Source organism: Micromonospora coriariae (assembly GCF_900091455.1).
In the GTDB taxonomy this organism is placed as follows: Bacteria; Actinomycetota; Actinomycetes; order Mycobacteriales; family Micromonosporaceae; genus Micromonospora; species Micromonospora coriariae.
The window spans coordinates 5,691,811-5,710,158 of sequence record NZ_LT607412.1; the positions used below are offsets into that span (position 1 = coordinate 5,691,811).

Genomic DNA, 18,348 nt, shown 5'->3' on the forward strand with positions numbered 1-18,348 from the left:
GCGGTCTATCCAGGGTTTCGCGATCCCTGGCTGGGGCCGGGCCCGGTCAGAGCGCGAGGACGACGCGGCCGGCCGCGGTGCCGTTGTCCTGCCGGGACCAGGCGTCCGCGACCGAGGCGAACGGCACGATCTCGTGGTCGACGGTGAGCCGACCGGCGGCCGCGTGCCCGGCCACCACGGCCAGCGACGCCGCTCGCTGCTCGGTCGACAAACCGTTGTTGGTGTAGCCGATCAGCCGCAACGAGCCGCTGCGCAGCACCGCGGACTCGATCGGCGCTGTCGCGCCCGCGGCGCTGCCCAGGTTGACCAGGCGGCCACCCGGACGCAGCACCCGCAGCGCCGCCGCTGCCGGCACGCCGAAGACCGGATCGAGGACGAGGTCGATCGGACCGTCGGCGGCGTCGCGTAGCCGGCCGGCCATCGACGCGACGTCGTCATCCGGGAACAGCGGGACGGCGACCGCGGCGCCGAGCTCCTCGGCGCGGGCCCGCGCCGAGGCGGAGCGGGCCACCGCGATCACGCGCCGCGCCCCGCCGAGCAGGGCCAGCTGAACGGCCGCCTGGCCGACCACGCCGCCGGCGCCGAGCACGATGACCTGTTCACCGGGCGCCAGGTCGCCGGCGCCGGTCAGGGCCGCGTGCGCGGCGACCGCGGAGAGGCCCAGGGCGGCGAGCAGGGTCAGCGGTACGTCGGGTGGCAGCGCCACCACGTCGGCGGTGGGCACCGCGACAGTGGTCGCCATGCTGCCGTCGACTCCGGGCCGCATGCCGGCCGAGGTGCCGAACCAGACGGGGGTGCCGTCGGCGAGCCGGCCGACACCCTGCACGCCCGGCACGTACGGAGTCGCCGGCGTGCCGAAGTAACTGGTGCCGGTGGCGCAGAGCACGTCGAGCGGGGTGATCGGCACCGCCTCGACGGTGATCATCACCTCGCCGTCGGCCGGCACGGGGGCCGGCCGCTCGGCGATGATCGGCGGAGTGCCGCAGGCGGTGAGCTGGGCCGCGCGGATCACGTCGCGATGTCCGGGTAGGGCATCGCGAAGTGGGCCAGCCGAGCGCCGTAGGACTTCTGGTACTCCAGCGGCTCGGTGTTGTCCCGCTCGAAGAGGGCGATGAAGAGGGTCAGCGTCAGGAACGGGTGCGCACCCAACTCGAACAGCTTCACGTGGTCGTGGGCCGCCAGCGCCTCGCGCTCGACGTCGTCGAAGCGCAGCCAGGTGGTCGACTCACCGGTGTGGCAGTTGAGCACCGCGTTGGCACGTTCGGCCTCCCACCAGGCGACCAGCTCGCGCGGCTCGCGCCGGTAGCGCTCGACCAGCACCGGATCGCGGTCGACGGTGTAGAGGAACTTGTTCAGCAGGTACTTGCTCATGCCGCCGGCGCTCCGTTCGGGTACCAGGTGAAGTACGCCTCCATGGTGTGGAACAGATCGAGGGTGTCGACGTAGTCGGCCTTCACGCCGGCCCCGGCCACACCCATCATGAGCATGAAGTCCATGAAGCCGTGGGTGGCGTTACCCGGCGAGTGCAGGCTGTCCAGCGTGACCTCGCGCAGACACCCGTCGAGGTCCCCGTTGGCGATCCACTCGACCGCCCGCTGGTCGAACTCCGGGTCCGGGCCGTGCGGGCCGAACTGCCGGGGCCCGCCCAGCTCGAGCGAGAGGTGGCCGGTGCCGATGACGGCGACCCGCAGGTGCGACGGCCACGACTCGACGATCTCCCGGATCGCCGCGCCGAGCTGGACGAAGCGCTTCGGCTGCGGCAGGGGTGGCGCGAAGATGTTCGTGTAGATCGGCACGATCGGCAGGTCGGCCTCGGGCCGCAGCGTGATGATCGGGCAGGTGATGCTGTGGTCGATGCGCAGCTCGTTGCTGAACGCGAGGTCGAAGCCGGAGTCGAGCCCCGCGCGCAGGATGTGCGCGGACAGGTCCTCCTGGCCCTTGAGCAGCATGCGGGGCAGGCCGAACTCGCGCTCCTCGTTGTACCAGTTGGCGTCGTAGAAGGGCGCCTTGCCGACCAGGAACTGCGGCATGTTGTCCAGCCAGAGCTGGTGGAAGTGGTCGGAACCGACCATCACCAGCACGTCGGGCCGGGCCCGGGTCAGGGTCTCCCGGAACGCCAGGATCTTGCTGGTCCACTCGTCGGCGAACGGTGGCCGGTCCTCGCCCGTGGCCGTGCTGGCCCGGTAGTAGAAGGGGTGGTGGGTGGAGGCGATGACCGCGACGATGGAGGCCATTCCCACTCCTCTCGGGGGCTGAAAAAGGGGGGCTCAGGGTTCGTAGACGGCGTTGCGGTCGACGGTGCGGTAGATGTCCATGCCGAGCGGCCGGCGCCGCTCCTCGGCGAGGTGCCCGAGCAGCCCCGCCGCGCGGGCCAGCAGGGCGAAACCGCGCAACATCTCGACCGGGAGCCCGAGGTCGGCGAGCGCTGCGCCGCAGACCCCGGCGCCGTTGAGCGGCAGGGTCCGGCCGAGCACCTGCGGGTGTACGCGTCCGACCGCCTCGAACAGCCGCAGGTGCGGGCCGTGCAGGCCCTCCTCGGTGGCGATCCTGATCAGCACGGGGGTGCGCGGGTCCTGCTCCTTGTGCACGGGGTGCCCGAGCCCGGGGACCAGTCGACGCTCCTGCTTGGCCCGGGTGACGGCGTCCAGCGCCACGGCGTCGTAGTCGGTCACCTCGCCGGCCTGGGCGAGTGTGTCGGCGAGGAAGCGTCCACAGTCCTCGGTGACACCGAGGAAGCGCGAGCCGCCACCGAGCAGGCCGGCGGCGAGCGCGCCCTGCAGCGACTCCGGCGCGGACAAGTAGGTGAGTCGGGCGGCGATCGCCGTCGGGGTGAAGCCGTGGTCGGCGAGCGCCACCAGCACCGCCTCGAAGACCCGCACCTCGCCCGGGGTGGGTCGGCGGCCGGCGACCAGCCAGTACGCCAGCTCACCGAAGCCGACCTTGCCCATCAGGTCGGCGGCCAGATCCTGCCCGAGCAGCGAGATGGTGGTCGGGTCGGACGTGCCGATCCCGGTCGGGAAGCTCAGCTCTTCAGCCACGCGCGGATCTCCTCGCCGTGTTCGTCGAGCCCGGGCGGCGGCAGCTCGTACCGGGCGGGGGTGTCGGAGAAGGTGATGGGGTTGCGGACCCCCGGCACGTCGCCGACGGCGACCACCGGGTCGAGCCCCAGCTCCTGGGCGAGCGCCACGCCGCCGTCGATGGTGTTGATCGGTGCGCACGGTACGCCTGCGGCGAGCAGGTCGCGGAACCACTCGTCCTTGGTCCGCTTGGCGAGTCGTTCGACGAGCAGGGGTCGCAGCTGTTCGCGGTTGGCGGTGCGGTCCTGGTTGCGCCCGAAGCGCGGGTCGTCGGGAAGGTCGGGCAGGTCGAGCACCTGGCAGAGCTTGCGGAACTGCCCGTCGTTGCCGGCGATGACGATCAGCTCGCCGTCGGCCGTGGGCAGCGGCTCGTACGGGAAGAGGCTGGGGTGCGCGTTGCCCATCCGGAACGGGACGGTGCCACCCGCGACGTAGCCGCTGGAGTGGTTGACCAGGCCGGACAGCGCCGAGCTGAGCAGGTTGACCTCGACGTGCTGCCCCTTGCCGGTCGCGCCCCGGTGGTGCAGCGCGGCGAGGATGCCGATGCTCGCGTGCAGCCCGGCCATCACGTCGAACACGGAGATGCCGGCCCGGTACGGCGGGCCGTCCGGGTCGCCGGTGAGACTCATCAGGCCGGAGATCGCCTGCACCATCAGGTCGTAGCCGGGGAAGTCCGCTCCGGCGCCGGTGCCGAAACCGCTGATGCTCGCGTAGACGACCTTCTCGTTGCCGGCGGTGACGGTGTCGTAGTCCAGGCCGAAGCGGGCCAGGCCGCCGGGCCGGAAGTTCTCGATCATCACGTCGGCGCGGCGGGCGAGTTCCTGCGCGGCCGCCAGGTCGTCCGGCTTCTTGAGGTCGAGGGCGACCGACCGCTTGTTGCGGTTGATGCCGAGGTAGTACGTCGAGACGCCGTCGCGGGTGGGTGGCATCCAGGTGCGGGTGTCGTCGCCACCGGGACTCTCCACCTTGATCACCTGCGCGCCCAGATCGGCCAGGAGCATCGTGGCGTACGGCCCGGCGAGAATCCGGGAGAAGTCCGCGACGAGCAGGCCGGCCAGTGGCCCCGTCGAATGCTGCACCATGTTTCCGCCCGTTCTGCGGACACCTGTCCGCAGAAACCAGCTTGCGTTACCGATCGTGGGCTGTCAACGGTCAGTTCATCGCGCCGAAACACGTCCTTGACACGACTTCGTGACCGGGACCACACTGGCGCCACTCGGGCTGGCCGCACAGCGGACAACGGTCCGAACCCCTCGTACCCGGAAAGGAATGGGTGGCGATGAGCGCAACCTCCCGGCCGGTGATCTTCCGCAACGGCCTGGTTCTCACCATGGACGACGCACACACGGTGCTGCCGGGCGCCGACGTGCTGGTCATCGGCGACCGGATCGCGGAGGTCGGCGTCGGCCTCGCCGCCCCCGACGACGCCCTGGAGATCGACGCCGCCGGCGGCATCCTGATGCCGGGAATGGTCGACACCCACCGGCACATGTGGCAGACCGCCATGCGCGGGTACGGCGCCGACTGGACCCTGACGCAGTACTTCGTCTGGTACTACCTGGAATCCGGCAAGCTGTTCCGGCCCGAGGACGTGTACGCGGGCAACCTGCTCGCCGCGATCGAGGCGGTCGACGCGGGCGTCACCACCACCGTCGACTGGTCGCACGGCCTCCAGACACCCGAGCACGCCGACGCGGCCGTCGACGCCCTCGAGGCGGTCGACGGACGGTTCGTGCTCGCCTACGGCAACATCCAGCAGGGCCCGTGGGAGTGGGCCACCTCGCCGGAGTTCCGCGACTTCCACCGGCGCCGGATCGACGGCGGCAAGCTGGCCGGATTCCAGATGGCGTTCGACGTCACAGGCGATCCCGCCTTCCCCGAGCGCGCCGCCTTCGAGGTGGCCCGGGAGTTGGGCGCCGCGGTGACCACCCACGCCGGTGTCTGGGGCGCCACCAACGACGACGGCATCCGGCTGATGCACGAGCACGGCTTCATGAACCCGTCGACCGTCTACGTGCACGCGGCGACGCTCACCCACGACTCGTACAACCGGATCGCCGCCACCGGCGGCTCCGTCTCGGTCTCCACCGAGAGCGAGCAGAGCGCCGGGCAGGGCTACCCGCCCACCTGGCAACTGCGCCACCACGACATCCCGGTGTCGCTCTCCATGGACACCAGCGTCTGGTGGAGCGGCGATCTCTTCTCGGCGATGCGGACCACGCTCGGCGCCGACCGCTCCCGGGAGCACCTGGAGGCGCACGCCAAGCAGGACACCATCACCCACTGCCACCTGCGGGCCGAACAGGTCGTCGAGTGGGCCACCCGGGGCGGCGCCCGCGCGCTCGGCATGGACTCCACGATCGGCGCCCTCACCCCCGGCCGGCAGGCCGACATCGTCCTGATCAAGAACGACGCCTCGCCGGTGATGTTCCCGATCCTCAACCCGCACGGTCACGTCGTCTTCCAGGCCCAGCGCGGCGACGTGCACACCGTGCTGGTGGGCGGCCGGGTCGTCAAGCGGGACGGCCGGCTGGTCGGCGTCGACCTCGCCGCCGCTCGGGACAGGGTGGCGGCGACGATCGACCACCTCCGCGAGACCATGGGGGAGGAGGCGTGGCTGCGGGGCATGAACCCGGACGTCCCCGAGACCGCGATCCTGGAGAACCCGTACCAGTACACCGAGTGGGACGCCGGCTCGGCGCAATGGAAGCATTAGGACATGAGTGACAACGGAAGGGGCGCCGGGCCCGACTTCATCGAGGCTCTCGCCCGGGGTCTCGACGTCCTGCGCTCCTTCCGTCCGGCCTGCCCGTCGATGACGCTCAGTGAGATCGCCGCCGCCACCGGCCTGGCCCGGCCCACGGTCCGGCGCATCCTCATCACCCTCGAATCGCTGGGCTACGTCCGCGCGGTCGGCCGTGGCCACACCCTCACCCCGCGCGTTTTGGAACTGGGAATGGCGTACGTCAACGCGCTGAACATGTGGGACGTGGCCCGTCCGCACATGGAGAAGCTCGTCGCGCAGACCAACGAGTCCACCTCGATGGCCCAGCTCGACGGCAGCGACATCGTCTACGTCGCCCGCGTCGCCGTACCGAAGATCGTCACGCTCGCCGTGACCATCGGCACCCGCTTCCCGGCCCCCGCGACGTCGATGGGCAAGGTGCTGCTCGCGGGGCTGCCGCCGGAGACGCTGGCCGACGTGCTCGCCGAGCCGACCCGCTCCGGGATCACGCCCCGCTGGCAGCCCTCGCCCGGCGAGCTGGACGCCGTGCTGCGCGAGGTGCGCGCGAAGGGTTGGGCGCTCGCCGACCAGGATCTCGCACCGGGGATCCGGTCCGTCGCCACCGGAGTCCGCGATGGCGACGGCCGTGTTATCGCCGCGATCAACGTCACTGTGCACGCCGCCGAGACGTCGCTGGAGACTCTGGTGGACGAGCACCTGCCGCGGTTGCTGCGCGCCGCCGCCGACATCGGGCACGACTGGGCGTTGACCGCCGCGGTGCCGGTCACCACCGCCTGACCGGTCGGCCGGTCCGCTCGGTGCGCGACACCCCGACATCCGGCTGCAATCGGGCGGCCGATCGGACGCGTCGCCCCGGTGGTCACGAAATCCGGCGGCGCACCGTCAGAGGGGACAGATAGTCTTCCTGCGCGCGTCGTCGCCTCGGTACGTCGCGTCCCGCGCCTGGTAGGCGCGGCACCGCCGCCACCGCCCACCATTCGCCGGCTCAACCGACTTCAGGAGAGTTTGTGACCCAGCAATCTGTCGCGACATCGGACAAACTCGACGCCGCGGTGCTCAAGGTGGCGGGCGTCGTCGTCCTCGGCGCGATCATGTCGATCCTCGACGTGACGGTGGTCAGCGTCGCGCTGCCGAAGTTCCAGAGCGAGTTCGACGCGTCCTACGCCCGCGTCGCGTGGACGATGACCGCCTACACCCTCGCCCTGGCCACGGTGATCCCGCTGAGCGGGTGGGCAGCCGACCGGTTCGGCACCAAACGCCTCTACATGGTGGCGCTGGCCCTGTTCACGATCGGGTCCGGGCTCTGCGCAACCGCCGACACGATCGGCGAGCTCATCGGCTACCGCGTCCTGCAGGGCCTCGGCGGCGGCATGCTCATGCCGCTGGGCATGACCATCATGACCCGGGCCGCCGGGCCGCACCGGATCGGCCGGTTGATGGCGGTCCTCGGCATCCCGATGCTGCTCGGGCCGATCTGCGGCCCGATCCTGGGTGGCTGGCTGATCGACACCGCGAGCTGGCACTGGATCTTCCTGATCAACCTGCCGATCGGCGTGATCGCGTTGGTCTACGCGCAGCTGGCGCTTCCGAAGGACGCTCCCGAGCCGTCGGAGTCGTTCGACTTCATCGGCATGCTGATGCTCTCACCCGGGCTGGCGCTGTTCCTCTACGGCGTCTCGTCACTGCCGGAGACGGGCACCTTCGCCGAGACGAAGGTGTGGGCGCCCATGCTGGTCGGCGCCGCGCTGGTGGTGGCGTTCGTGCTCTACTCCTTCAAGCCTCGGCACCCGCTGCTCGACCTGCGGCTGTTCACCAACCGCAACCTGACAATCGCCTCGGTGACGCTGTTCGTGTTCATCATCGCGTTCATGGGCGCCGGCCTGCTGTTCCCGAGCTACTTCCTTCAGGTGCGCGGCGAGTCCACGCTGGCCGCCGGTCTGCTGATGGCACCGCAGGGCATCGGCGCGATGATCACCATGCCGATCGCCGGCACGCTGGCCGACCGGGTGCCCATCGGTCGCACGGTCCCGTTCGCGCTGGCGCTCATCGTCGTCGGGTTCTTCAGCTTCACCCAGGTCGACCCGCAGACCTCGTACTGGCTGCTCGGCGGGTCGTTGTTCGTGATGGGCCTCGGCATGGGCGGCACGATGATGCCGATCATGACGTCAGCGCTGCGGACGTTGCAGGCCCAGGACGTGGCGCGCGGCTCCACGCTTGTCAACATCCTTCAGCAGATCGGCGGGTCGATCGGCGCGGCGGTGATGTCGGTGATCCTCACCAACGAGCTGAACGGGTCCCGGCCGATCCCCGGCCTGGTGGACCCGAGCGGCAAGCCGGTCACCGAGGCCGGGTTGGCCATCGCCGCCCAGCAGCGGCCGGAGCTGCTCCAGCAGACGCCGGTGGACCCGTCGCTCATCGAGCGCGGGCTCGACTTCGCCGCCAAGTCGTTCGCCACCACGTTCTGGGTCGCGTTCGCGCTGGTGCTGCTCACCTTCATTCCGGCTGCCCTGCTGCCGCGTCGGCGCCAGCCGGCGCAGCCGCTCGACGAGCAGGGCGAGCTGGTCAAGGCGCCCGTCGTCATCCACTGAGCGACCCGCCCGCCGCGCCCGACGCCCTCGTGGCGGCGGGCGCGGCGGCGCGGTGTTCAGCGAAGCGGGCCGTCCCCGGGCCCGTTCGGGTCCTCGACCAGGTGGATCGCAGCCTCCTCGGCGCTGGCGGCACCTCCATCGATCCCGACGTCCCACGCCACCGAGTCGGGCTCCTCGTCCTCGCGGAGACCGTCGTCGTCGGCGACGAGACGGCCCGCCCGCGCCTCGCGCTCGTATCCCCGTCGGGTCAGCTCATCCTCGTCGTCGACGCTCTCCGCGTACGGGTCGGTGTCCGGTTCCTCCTCGGCGAGGAGCTGCTCCAGAGACTCGCCCGCCCGCTCCTCGGCCGGCGTGGTGCCGAACCGGTTCGCCGCCGTCCAGTGGTCCTCGGCGATGATGCCGGTGTCGAGGGGGTCGCCGACCCGGTCGTCGTCGAGGGTGTCGGAGGCGTCCAGGACCCCGTCGTCCTCGGCCACGTTCCACTCGTCGACGGAATCCATCCGTTCGGTCTGGCTCACGGCGGTCTCCTCTTTGTCACGGTGCAGCAAAGTGTTCAGCCTATGACCGTGCAACGCGCCCGTACGCCGAGGCCTGCCCGCTGTGACGAACGACCTCGGGACGCGCTGTGCCGGGGTGGGTCACCGCTTCAGCAGCTCCGCCACGGCGTCGGTGAATTCCACCGGCTGCTCGATGTGCGCGAAGTGCCCGCTTCGCTCCAGCGGCACCAGCCGCGAGTCCGGAAGCCCCGCGTTCAGCTGCTCGGCCAGCGGGGGCCGCAGGTGAAGTCGTAGTCCCGACGATCACCACGACGGGCACGGTGATCTCACCGAGGTTGTCCCGCACGTCGAAGGGCGTGGGGTCCTGCGCGCCGGCCGGCGTCGAACCAGATCCGGACGGCCGCCTGAAACGGGGCGAAGTCGTCCCGTCGACCCCAGAAGTCCGCGAAGTACACCGGCAGGGCGGCGCGCAGCGCGGCTCCCAACGACCCGTCGTCCGTCGCGCCGCTGAGCTGCGCGAAGGCGGCCGGGACCGCTGTCGCCTCCGGCCGGTCAGGGTGCCGCTGCGGGTAGGCGGCGAGGCCGGCCATGGCCTCGGCCCAGAACTCGGCGCCGGTGACGGGTGAGGTGTCGTACCGGGCGAGGCCGGCGATCTGGTCCTGGTGGGCGAGCACGTACCGCTGGGCGACGAAACCGCCGTGCGAGTGCCCGAGGAGGTACACCCTGGGTTCGCCGAGGTGCTCGACGACGGCGTGCAGGAACCGGACATACGTGTCGAGACGGTAATCGTCGGGTTGTCGAGCTGTCCCGACGGGAAGTTCGCTCGGTCGGGAACGTTTCTTCAGACCAGCGCGGGGACGGGGCGGAAGAGGATGAGTTGGCGTACCCGGCCCTCGCGCAGCACCTGCAACCACAGCGCCGCGGGTGGGCAGTGCTCCGGGGCGTCGGGCGGGCTGATCAGGTCGGTCTCCCAGATCAGCACCTCACCGCTGGCCACGACGTTGCGCAGCCGCTGCCGTACCCCTTCCATCAGATCCTTCGTCATGCCCCGGACCGCCAGGTCGGTGCCGCCGCGCAGGCCACCTGGCGCGAGCATCTCCGCGTCCGGCCACCAGCTCTCGCGCACCACCCGGTCGAAGTCGCCGCGCATCGCCGTTGTGACCATGTCGCGGCCCTCGCGCCACCGGGCGCCGCTGGACGCGGTGACGTCGACGTGCGCCGCGGCCGCCGACGCCCGCAGGCCGTCGGCGAGGGTGCGGCGGGCGTGGCTGAGCCGGCTGCGGACGGTGCCGTTTTGGCCGCGCCGTCGGCCGTTCGAGCCTACGGCGGACCCTTGTGCGACAGCCCGGGCTGCCTACCCGGTTGTCGGGCCGGCAGCCCGGGTGGCCCGGGCGCCGATCTCGCGGAGGTACGCGATCAGCTCCAGCGGCTCGTGCACCTCGATGTCGCAGCCGAGGGTCAGCAGGCGCCACGCCAGCCAGTCCAGGGTGTCGGCGTGACTGCGCAACCGGCAGGAGGTGGCGTCGATCGGCTCCAGGTCGACCGAGGCGCCACCGAGCGGGCCGGTCATCCGCTCGACCGGTGCGTGCAGGGTCACCACCGCCCGGTAGACCGGGGTCATTTCGAGCAGCTTCTCCGTCACGAACGCCGCGGCGTCGGGGGCCGGCAGGGGACGAGGTGCGACACGGGACCGGGTGGATCGCAGCTCGCCCATCCGGTCCACCCGGAAGATCCGCCAGTCGCCCCGGTCGTTGTCGTAGCCCACCAGATACCACCGGTGGCCCGCTGACACCAGTTTGTGCGGCTCGACAAGTCGCTCACCGGTCGCGCCGTCGCGCCGCCGGTAGGTGAACCGGAGCTGCTCGCGGTTGGTGACGGCGGCGGCCAGGGCGGTCAGCTGCTCGGGGTCGACCGTCGGCCGGCTCCAGGTGAGCAGCGGTTCGGTGGCAGCGCCCAGCGCGCCGACCCGGTGGCGCAGCCGGGACGGCAGCACCTGTTCGAGCTTTGCCAGGGCTCGTACCGAGGCGTCCTCGATCCCGGCGACCGCGTGACCGGCGGCGGTACGCAGACCAACCGCGATCGCCACCGCCTCCTCGTCGTCCAGCAGCAGCGGCGGCATCGCCTTGCCGGCGACGAGGCGGTATCCGCCGATCGCGCCCATCGTCGCCCGCACCGGGTAGCCCAGGTCGCGCAGCCGTTCCACATCCCGGCGGACGGTGCGCAGGCTGACGCCGAGCCGAGCGGCCAGCTCGCTGCCGGGCCACTCGCGCGGGGTCTGCAGCAGCGACAGCAGACCCAGCAGCCGGGCGGGGGTGTCGGACATGGCCCCAGGATGCCAGTGATGTGTGACAGAACCTGACCTATATGGGTCGTAGCGTGGCCGGCATGACGCCATTTCGCATCGACATCCCGCAATCGGACCTCGACGACCTGCGGGAGCGGCTCTCCCGGACCCGGTGGCCCCGCTCGTTGCCCGGCGCCGAGTGGAGCCGGGGGGTGCCGGTGGACTATCTGCGTGACCTGGCCGACCACTGGGCGACCGGTTACGACTGGCGGCTGCACGAGGCACGGCTGAACGAGTTCCCCCAGTTCGTCACCCGGATCGACGGGCTGGACGTGCACCTGCTGCACGTTCGCTCGCCGGAGCCGGACGCGCTGCCGTTGCTGCTGACGCACGGCTGGCCGAACTCGGTGGTCGAGTTCACCGAGCTGATCGGCCCGCTGACCGATCCGCGCGCCCACGGTGCGGACCCCGGGCAGGCCTTTCACGTGGTGGTGCCGTCGGTGCCCGGCTACGGCTTCTCGCAGGCGCCACCGGCCGGGTTCACGGTCGACCGGGTCGCCCGGATGTGGGCCGAGCTGATGCGCCGCCTCGGCTACGACCGGTACGGAACCCAGGGCGGCGACCTCGGTGCGTACATCGCGCCGGAGGTGGCGACCGTGGCGCCCGAGCAGGTCATTGGCGTACACATCGACGGGGGGTTCGGCTTCCCGACCGCGGCCGACGTGCCGGGCATGACCGAGGCGGAACGCGCCGAGTGGAACCAGATGCAGCGGTGGATGAGCGGCGGCGTGGACCATCACGCGCTGCTGCGGGCCGCGCCGATGACCCTCTCGTACGCCTGGAACGACTCACCCGTCGGGCTGCTGGCCTGGATGATGCAGAAATTCAAGGAGTTCACCATGACGGTCCCGACGCCGGAGCAGGCCATCGACCGGGACCACCTGCTCACCAACGTGAGCCTCTACTGGTTCACCGGCACGTCGGGGTCGTCCTCGTGGCCGATGTACGAGCGCCTCACGCTCGCCGCCGACGGCGGCTTCGCCTGGCCGAAGGGGCAGCAGCGGGTGCCGTCCGGCGTGTACGGCGGCGGGTCCGCGCTGATGCGGCGCCTCGCCGAGCGGCACAACACCATCGTCCACTGGCCGGAGGGCAACCCGGGTAGCCACTTCGTGGCGATGGATGAGCCGCTGGCGCACGCGGCGGACATGCGCGCCTTCTTCGGGAGCCTGCGATGACCAGCCTGAGCTGGGATCAGGTGTGTGCCCGGCGCCTGGACCGGCACCGCCTCTCCGCGCCGACGTCGGCCGCCGGGTTGGCGCCGGAGGCCGACACCGTCGCCGCTGTGGTGTCCACGATGTGCGGCGCACACGCCCAGGTCGCCTCCGCCGCCGAACTGTCGGTCGGGCTGCGGGTCCCGGGCGCCACCCGTGCGCTGGTGCGTCAGGCGCTGTGGATGGACCGGGCCCTGGTCAAGAGCCGCGGGCCGCGCGGCACAGTGCACCTGCTCGCCGCCGCCGACCTGCCGATGTGGACCGGCGCACTCTCCGCGCTGCCGGTCGCGTCGCATGAGCAGAGCCTGCTGACCCCCGGGCAGACCGAGCAGGTCCTCGCGGCCCTCGCCGACGCGCTGGCCGAGGCCGAGCTGACCACCGACGAGCTGACCGAGCAGGTGGTCGCCCGCACCGGCCCCTGGGCCGGCGAGCGGGTCATGGACGCCTTCCAGGACAAGTGGCCGCGCTGGATCTCCGCGATGACGGCCGCCACCCGGGGCGGGGTGATCTGCTTCGGCCCGAACCGGGGCCGCTCCACCACCCACACCAGCCCAACCCGCTGGCTGCCCGGGTTCGCGCCGATGGACGGCACGCCCGCGCTGGCCGAACTCGTCCGGCGCTACCTGTACGCGTACGGGCCGGCCACCCCCGCGCAGTTCGCCCGGTGGCTGTCGGCACCCGCGACCTGGGCGGCGACGCTGTTCGAGTCGCTGGACCTGGCACCCGTCACGGTGGAGGGCACACGGGCGTGGGTGGCGGCCGGCGACACCGACTTCCCGGACGACCGGCCGTCGGGGGTACGCCTGCTGCCCTACTTCGACGCGTACACGGTCGGCTGCCACCCGCGCGACCTGCTCTTCCCCGGAGCCGCCGCCGACCGGGCACTCGCCCGTGGGCAGGCCGGCAACTACCCGGTGCTGCTGGTCGACGGAACGGTCGCCGGGGTGTGGCACCAGCGTCGCTCCGGTCGCAGGATCCACGTGACGGTCGAGCCGTTGCGGACGCTCGGCGCCAGTCGGCTGCGGGCGCTGGAGGAGCAGGTCGAGCGGGTCGGTCAGGTCCTGGAGGGAACAGCGTCGCTGACCATCGGCCCGGTACAGGTCGGTCCGCACGCCTGAGCCGGGGCAGGATGGGGGCGTGGACATCGAGCCGGTCGACGCCGCGCCCCGGCGCGGGTTCCCCTGGGCGATGTTGCGGCAGCGCTGGCAGGATCTGACCTTCCTGCACTGGCCCGTCGCACCGGAGCTCGTCGCACCGCTGCTGCCGGCCGGGACCCGCCCGGACACCCTGGACGGGGTCAGTCACGTCGGGCTGATCGGCTTCCGGATGGTCGGGCTGGGCCTCGGCCGCGGGCCGGGAGTGCCCTACTTCGGCACCTTCTGGGAGACCAACGTCCGGCTCTACTCGGTCGACGACACCGGCCGGCGGGCCGTGGTGTTCCGGTCGCTCGACGCGTCCCGGCTGCTGCCGGTGCTCGTCGCCCGTGCGACGCTGCGGCTGCCGTACCTCTGGTCGTCGATGCGGTTGGACCGCGACGGTGACCGGCTCACCTACCGGTGCCGGCGTCGTTGGCCCGGCCCGGCCGGCGCGACGAGCCGCATGGTGGTCCGGGTGGGGGAGCGGATCGCCGACCCGACCCCGCTGGAGCATTTCGTCACAGCCCGCTGGGGGCTGCACACCCGGGCGTACCGGCGCACGCTGCACCTGCCGAACTGGCACCCGCGCTGGCCGCTGCACCGAGCCGAGCTGCTGCACCTGGACGACGAACTGGTCGCCGCCGCGGGGCTGCCGGCACCGACCGGGCCGCCGGTCAGCGTGCTGTATTCCCCCGGCGTTCCGGTCCAGTTCGGCCGGCCGGTCACCGTGGGCCGGCCCGGCTGACCGGCGACCGCCGATCTGCCGCGCCCGTCGGGCCACGCGGTGCCGCGCGTCAGTAGCGACCACCTTCCGGCGCGGGCAGCGTGTCGAGGTCGGCCAGGTCCTCGGCGCTGAGCCGCACGTCGCCCGCCGCGCAGTTGTCCACCAGGTACCTGGGGGTCTTGGTGCCGGGGATGGGGATGACGTACCGGCCCTGGGCGACCACCCACGCGAGCGCGACCTGCGCGGGGCTGACGCCGGCCCGGTCGGCGATCTCGCGGACCCGGCCGACGATGGCGAGGTTGGCCCGCAGTGCCTCCTGCTGGAAGCGCGGCAGGCCACGCCGGAAGTCGTCGGCGGGCAGATCCTCGAACGAGGTGAACCGGCCGGCGAGGAAGCCCCGGCCCAGCGGGGAGAACGGCAGGAAGGCGATGCCCTGCTCGGCGCAGTACGGCAGCACCTCAATCATCGGGTCGCGGGTCCACAGCGACAGCTCGGACTGCACCGACGCCACCGGGTGCACCGCCTGGGCCCGCGCGATCTGGGCCACCGTCACCTCGGACAGGCCGATCTGCCGCGCCTTGCCCGCCGCGACGGCCTCCGCCATCGCGCCCCAGGACTCCTCGATGGGCACCTCGGGGTCGACCCGGTGCAGCTGGTAGAGGTCGACGTGGTCGGTGCCGAGTCGGCGCAGGCTGTCGTCGATCGCCGAGCGGATGTGCTCGGGGCGCCCGTTGTTGCGCATGGTCGGCGAGTTGCCGGGGCCGCCGGTCGTGGAGGTGACCACCAGCCCGACCTTGGTCGCCAGGACGGCCCGCTCCCGGTGGCCGCCGGCCAGGGCCCGGCCGACCAGTTCCTCATTGGTGTACGGCCCGTACACGTCCGACGTGTCGATCACTGTGGCGCCCAGGTCGAGCGCCTGATGGATGACGGAGATCGACGTGTCGTCGTCGCGGGGGCCGGTGATGTCGTATCCGTGGCTCATGCCCATGCACCCGAGCCCGATGACGCCGACCTCGGGACCTGCACTGCCCAGCGTGGTGGTTCGCATGCGCCCCACGCTACGGCGGGCTCCAACGCTCCGGCGAGCGTGTGGCGGCACCCAGGTTCCAGATGCGGTCGCTTCACCTCCGGCCCGGGCCCCGGGTTCCGCCCGCAGGTCTCCGAGGACGGCTTCCCGTTCACCGCGGTGATCAGAATCGAGCCGGCGGCCCAGGTCATCCAGGCCGGTCTGCTCGACAAGGTGCACGTCGACCTCGTCCCGGTCCTGCTCGGAGACGGCATCCCGCTCTTCGCCGACCTGAAGATCGCGCCGCTCCAGCTGGGAGCGGGCCGATCGGCGTCGTCGAGGGCAACGGGGTCACCCACCTGGCCTACCGGGTACGCCCAGCAGCCTGAGCACCTCGGGGCCGACGCCGGTCGGCGCCGGCCCCGAGGCCCGGGCGCGGTGCCCCCACCGTGTCGGTGCGGTGTGCTGAGCTGTCCCGTATGGAGACTTCCCGATTTCTCGACTGCCTCGCTGACGACTTCGCCCGGCTGCGGGCTGTCGCGCCGACCAACCTCACCGCAGCGGTGCCCAGCTGCCCCGGCTGGAGTGTCGCCGACCTGACCCGCCACGTTGGCGAGGTCTATCTCCACAAGACCCTGGCCATCCGCGACGGCGCCGAGCCCCAGCCGTGGCCGCCGGCGGAGCTGGCGACCGAGGAGCCGCTGGCCCTGCTCGACCGGACGTACGCCGGGCTGCTGGCCGAGTTCGCTGCCCACGACCCCCACGACCCGGCCGGCTCCTGGTACGCGCCGGGCCAGACCGTGGGCTTCTGGATGCGGCGGATGGCGCAGGAGACCGTCATCCACCGCATTGACGCCGAGTTGGGCGTCGGTGTCCCGGTCGCGCCCGTCCCCGATGATCTCGCCGTCGACGGTATCGACGAGTTGCTCAAGGTGTTCGTGGAGTATTCGGCGGCCGAGTGGGCCGACGACTTCAACAAGATCCTGGCCGACGCGCCAAGCCGGACGTGCGCCGTCCGTACCGATGGGGCGGCGTGGACGGTGCGTACCGAGCCGGGGCTGTTCCGTGTGACCGACGGCGTGGCCGACGCCGCCGACGTGACCGTGACCGGCCCGCCCGCGGCGCTGCTGCGCTGGGCGTGGGGCAGGGACGTGCTCGGCGAGCCGGGCGGCGTCACCGTCGAGGGCCCGGTCGAGGCCTTGACGCCGATGCGCCGGTGCATCGTGACCGCGACCCAGTGAGCTGACCGCCGGCGTCGCGCCGCGACCACCATAGAATCGATGGCGTTCACTGCCATGGGTCGGCGGTGTCGCTGGTGACCAGCGCGGAGGGCGGTGCGGGAGATGGGACCGGACGAGCGGGAACGGCTGTTCGAGCGGGCGCGGGAGGCGTCGACGCGGCAGGACACCTGGGCGGAGGCGGACCGACTCTGGGTGCGGGTGATCGACGCCTACCGGCAAGCCGTGCGGGGCTCGGGCCGGGTGAGCCGCCGCGACCAGCAGCAGTTGGCCCGGGCGCTGTGGCGGCGTGGGATGCTGCTGTCGGCGCGTGGCAGGGCCGCCGACGGGATGGCGCCCGGCGGTGAGGCGGTCGCCCTCTTCGAGCGGGTGCACGACGCGGTGGCGGCCGAGGGTGGCGACGTGGCCGCTCCGGCGCGGGACGAGGCGCTCGCGGAGCTGATCACCGCGTTGGTGGACCTGGCGGAGGTCGCGTTCGCCGCCGGTCAGCCCGTCACCCGGTTGGAGCTGGTGGAGCGGGCCGTGGCCGTGGGTCTGCTCACCGTTGCGTCCCCGCCGTCCGCCGGGCCCCGGACCAGGGAGGCGATGGGCACCGCCTACCACAACCAGGCCGTCGCGTTGCTGCACCGGTCCGTCACGCGACCCGCCTCGGACGACTCCGTCCGGGAGGCGGCGCTGGCCGCGTCCCGGGCCTGCGAGCTGCGTCAGGGGCTGCTCGATCCGCTGCGCCCGTTGAGTCTGTGGGAGATGGCCAACACGTACGGGGTGTACGCGCAGTGCCTGGCGCTGATCCGGGATTTCGACCGCGCCGCGATGGTGCTGGGGCTCGGCAATCGGCTGGTGGAGCTGCTGGGGCCGGCCGGCGCGCAGCCCGCCCAGGCCCTGCGCGTGGCGGCCGAGATGGTGGCCCGGGAGAGGTCGGCGTCCGGCGTGACCGCCTCGCGCCGATGGGGGTGGCGGCGGCGCTGACCTCCCGCGCCCACGCGCCGCCCCGGATGAACAACGCCAGGTCGGCGATGTCGGGGTATCCCGTCGGTTGGTTACCCCGACATCGCTGATCCCGTGTCGATCACGCGCCACTTCGCCGGGGCGGGTCGCTCGCGAAGTCGATCCGCATGACCACCCGCCGCAGCGTGGGGTGGCTGACCTCCGCGAACCCGGCGTCCTCGAAGATCTGCCGGACCCCGACGTGCGCCTCACCCCAGGTGATCTGCTTGCCCGCCTCGGCGAGCATCGGGTACGCCTCCAGCGACCGCGCGCCGCGCTCCCGCGCGAAGTCGATCGCGGCGCGGGCGAGGGGATAGGTGAGGCCGCGACCCCGGTAGCCCTTGCGCACCACCAGGCAGGTCACCGCCCAGACATCGCGGTCGTCCTTGTCCTCGTCGCGGCCCAGCCAGGGGACCCGTTGGTTGCGCAGCTTCGGGTACGCCGTCCTCGGCTCGACCGCGACCCAGCCCACGGGCCGGTCGTCGAGGTACGCGACCAGCCCACTCGTGGTCGGGGCGTCCGGCTCGTCGCAGCCGGTCTGCTCCCGGAACCTCGCGATCCGCTCCTCCTGGGTGGAGGCCCGCCACAGCCAGCCGGAGACCTTGAACCACTGGCACTGGCACCGGCCCGCGTCGGCGGTGCCGAGGATGTCCTGGAGGTCGTCCCACGACGCCTCGTTGGCGGGCACGATCCGGAGGTCCCGGGCGGCGATCGGAGCACCGCTCAGGTCGGTCATGTCCCCTCTCCCCGGACGCTCGGCTTGATCATGCTTCCCGATTCTGCCCTGGGAGCGC

The 18,348-nt window shown here is 72.1% G+C and carries 19 protein-coding genes; 8 read left to right on the top strand and 11 right to left on the bottom strand.

Going from position 1 to position 18,348, the window contains the following annotated elements:
- Nucleotides 1-46 precede the first annotated feature (46 nt).
- From GA0070607_RS26345 to GA0070607_RS26365, 5 genes are read right to left on the bottom strand one after another with little or no spacing between them, the layout of a single operon-like run.
- Nucleotides 47-1,012, bottom strand: a complete 966-nt coding sequence (locus tag GA0070607_RS26345) for a quinone oxidoreductase family protein (RefSeq protein ID WP_197701171.1) — start codon at nucleotides 1,010-1,012, stop codon at nucleotides 47-49.
- Nucleotides 1,009-1,371 carry a hypothetical protein gene (locus tag GA0070607_RS26350; RefSeq protein ID WP_089020595.1) on the bottom strand — a complete coding sequence of 121 codons (363 nt, stop codon included), beginning with the start codon at nucleotides 1,369-1,371 and terminating at the stop codon, nucleotides 1,009-1,011. The genes GA0070607_RS26345 and GA0070607_RS26350 overlap by 4 nt, the downstream gene beginning before the upstream one ends.
- On the bottom strand, nucleotides 1,368-2,234 hold the full coding sequence (locus GA0070607_RS26355) for a DODA-type extradiol aromatic ring-opening family dioxygenase (RefSeq protein ID WP_089020596.1): 867 nt from the start codon (nucleotides 2,232-2,234) through the stop codon (nucleotides 1,368-1,370). The genes GA0070607_RS26350 and GA0070607_RS26355 overlap by 4 nt, the downstream gene beginning before the upstream one ends.
- A gap of 33 nt (nucleotides 2,235-2,267) precedes the next feature.
- Nucleotides 2,268-3,038 (bottom strand): citryl-CoA lyase, encoded by a 771-nt coding sequence (locus tag GA0070607_RS26360; protein WP_089020597.1) that lies wholly within the window; start codon nucleotides 3,036-3,038, stop codon nucleotides 2,268-2,270.
- Nucleotides 3,023-4,159 (bottom strand): CaiB/BaiF CoA transferase family protein, encoded by a 1,137-nt coding sequence (locus tag GA0070607_RS26365; RefSeq protein WP_089020598.1) that lies wholly within the window; start codon nucleotides 4,157-4,159, stop codon nucleotides 3,023-3,025. The genes GA0070607_RS26360 and GA0070607_RS26365 overlap by 16 nt, the downstream gene beginning before the upstream one ends.
- A gap of 197 nt (nucleotides 4,160-4,356) precedes the next feature.
- On the opposite strand from GA0070607_RS26365, the gene GA0070607_RS26370 reads away from it, so the two are divergent.
- The 3 genes from GA0070607_RS26370 (at nucleotide 4,357) to GA0070607_RS26380 (ending at nucleotide 8,411) form a co-directional block, all read left to right on the top strand.
- Nucleotides 4,357-5,793, top strand: coding sequence for an amidohydrolase family protein (locus tag GA0070607_RS26370; RefSeq protein WP_089020599.1), 1,437 nt, complete (start codon nucleotides 4,357-4,359; stop codon nucleotides 5,791-5,793).
- Nucleotides 5,794-5,796: 3 nt separating this feature from the next.
- On the top strand, nucleotides 5,797-6,600 hold the full coding sequence (locus GA0070607_RS26375) for an IclR family transcriptional regulator domain-containing protein (protein WP_089020600.1): 804 nt from the start codon (nucleotides 5,797-5,799) through the stop codon (nucleotides 6,598-6,600).
- 230 nt (nucleotides 6,601-6,830) lie between these two features.
- Nucleotides 6,831-8,411, top strand: a complete 1,581-nt coding sequence (locus GA0070607_RS26380; protein ID WP_089020601.1) for a DHA2 family efflux MFS transporter permease subunit — start codon at nucleotides 6,831-6,833, stop codon at nucleotides 8,409-8,411.
- Nucleotides 8,412-8,467: 56 nt separating this feature from the next.
- Here the strand turns inward: GA0070607_RS26380 and GA0070607_RS26385 are convergent, their stop codons facing one another.
- The 4 genes from GA0070607_RS26385 to GA0070607_RS26400 all read right to left on the bottom strand — a co-directional run bounded on the left by GA0070607_RS26385 (nucleotide 8,468) and on the right by GA0070607_RS26400 (nucleotide 11,231).
- On the bottom strand, nucleotides 8,468-8,929 hold the full coding sequence (locus tag GA0070607_RS26385; RefSeq protein ID WP_089020602.1) for a DUF5709 domain-containing protein: 462 nt from the start codon (nucleotides 8,927-8,929) through the stop codon (nucleotides 8,468-8,470).
- Nucleotides 8,930-9,234: 305 nt separating this feature from the next.
- Nucleotides 9,235-9,822, bottom strand: coding sequence for an alpha/beta fold hydrolase (locus GA0070607_RS26390; RefSeq protein WP_157743271.1), 588 nt, complete (start codon nucleotides 9,820-9,822; stop codon nucleotides 9,235-9,237).
- Nucleotides 9,750-10,073 carry a hypothetical protein gene (locus GA0070607_RS26395; protein WP_197701172.1) on the bottom strand — a complete coding sequence of 108 codons (324 nt, stop codon included), beginning with the start codon at nucleotides 10,071-10,073 and terminating at the stop codon, nucleotides 9,750-9,752. The genes GA0070607_RS26390 and GA0070607_RS26395 overlap by 73 nt, the downstream gene beginning before the upstream one ends.
- A gap of 189 nt (nucleotides 10,074-10,262) precedes the next feature.
- Entirely contained in the window at nucleotides 10,263-11,231 is a 969-nt protein-coding gene (locus GA0070607_RS26400) for a helix-turn-helix transcriptional regulator (RefSeq protein WP_089020604.1), read from the bottom strand.
- A 62-nt stretch (nucleotides 11,232-11,293) separates the two neighbouring features.
- Here GA0070607_RS26400 and GA0070607_RS26405 point away from each other — a divergent pair, with 62 nt between their 5' ends.
- Genes GA0070607_RS26405 through GA0070607_RS26415 form a run of 3 tightly spaced genes read left to right on the top strand, consistent with a single transcriptional unit; the run spans nucleotide 11,294 to nucleotide 14,344 of the window.
- Nucleotides 11,294-12,427 carry an epoxide hydrolase family protein gene (locus GA0070607_RS26405; protein ID WP_089022113.1) on the top strand — a complete coding sequence of 378 codons (1,134 nt, stop codon included), beginning with the start codon at nucleotides 11,294-11,296 and terminating at the stop codon, nucleotides 12,425-12,427.
- The gene (locus GA0070607_RS26410; RefSeq protein ID WP_157743272.1) at nucleotides 12,424-13,581 is read left to right on the top strand and encodes a winged helix DNA-binding domain-containing protein; all 1,158 of its coding nucleotides are present in this window, start codon (nucleotides 12,424-12,426) and stop codon (nucleotides 13,579-13,581) included. The genes GA0070607_RS26405 and GA0070607_RS26410 overlap by 4 nt, the downstream gene beginning before the upstream one ends.
- 19 nt (nucleotides 13,582-13,600) lie before the next feature.
- On the top strand, nucleotides 13,601-14,344 hold the full coding sequence (locus GA0070607_RS26415) for a YqjF family protein (protein WP_089020605.1): 744 nt from the start codon (nucleotides 13,601-13,603) through the stop codon (nucleotides 14,342-14,344).
- A gap of 49 nt (nucleotides 14,345-14,393) precedes the next feature.
- Here GA0070607_RS26415 and GA0070607_RS26420 read toward each other — a convergent pair whose 3' ends face one another.
- The gene (locus GA0070607_RS26420) at nucleotides 14,394-15,371 is read right to left on the bottom strand and encodes an aldo/keto reductase (protein ID WP_089020606.1); all 978 of its coding nucleotides are present in this window, start codon (nucleotides 15,369-15,371) and stop codon (nucleotides 14,394-14,396) included.
- A 437-nt stretch (nucleotides 15,372-15,808) separates the two neighbouring features.
- On the opposite strand from GA0070607_RS26420, the gene GA0070607_RS26425 reads away from it, so the two are divergent.
- Both GA0070607_RS26425 and GA0070607_RS26430 read left to right on the top strand, forming a co-directional pair.
- Nucleotides 15,809-16,570: a maleylpyruvate isomerase family mycothiol-dependent enzyme gene (locus GA0070607_RS26425; protein WP_089020607.1), complete on the top strand. Its 762-nt coding sequence runs from the start codon at nucleotides 15,809-15,811 to the stop codon at nucleotides 16,568-16,570.
- A 102-nt stretch (nucleotides 16,571-16,672) separates the two neighbouring features.
- Nucleotides 16,673-17,536 (top strand): hypothetical protein, encoded by an 864-nt coding sequence (locus tag GA0070607_RS26430; protein ID WP_157743273.1) that lies wholly within the window; start codon nucleotides 16,673-16,675, stop codon nucleotides 17,534-17,536.
- A gap of 100 nt (nucleotides 17,537-17,636) precedes the next feature.
- Here GA0070607_RS26430 and GA0070607_RS26435 read toward each other — a convergent pair whose 3' ends face one another.
- On the bottom strand, nucleotides 17,637-18,290 hold the full coding sequence (locus GA0070607_RS26435) for a GNAT family N-acetyltransferase (RefSeq protein WP_089020609.1): 654 nt from the start codon (nucleotides 18,288-18,290) through the stop codon (nucleotides 17,637-17,639).
- Between the last annotated feature and the right edge of the window lie 58 nt (nucleotides 18,291-18,348).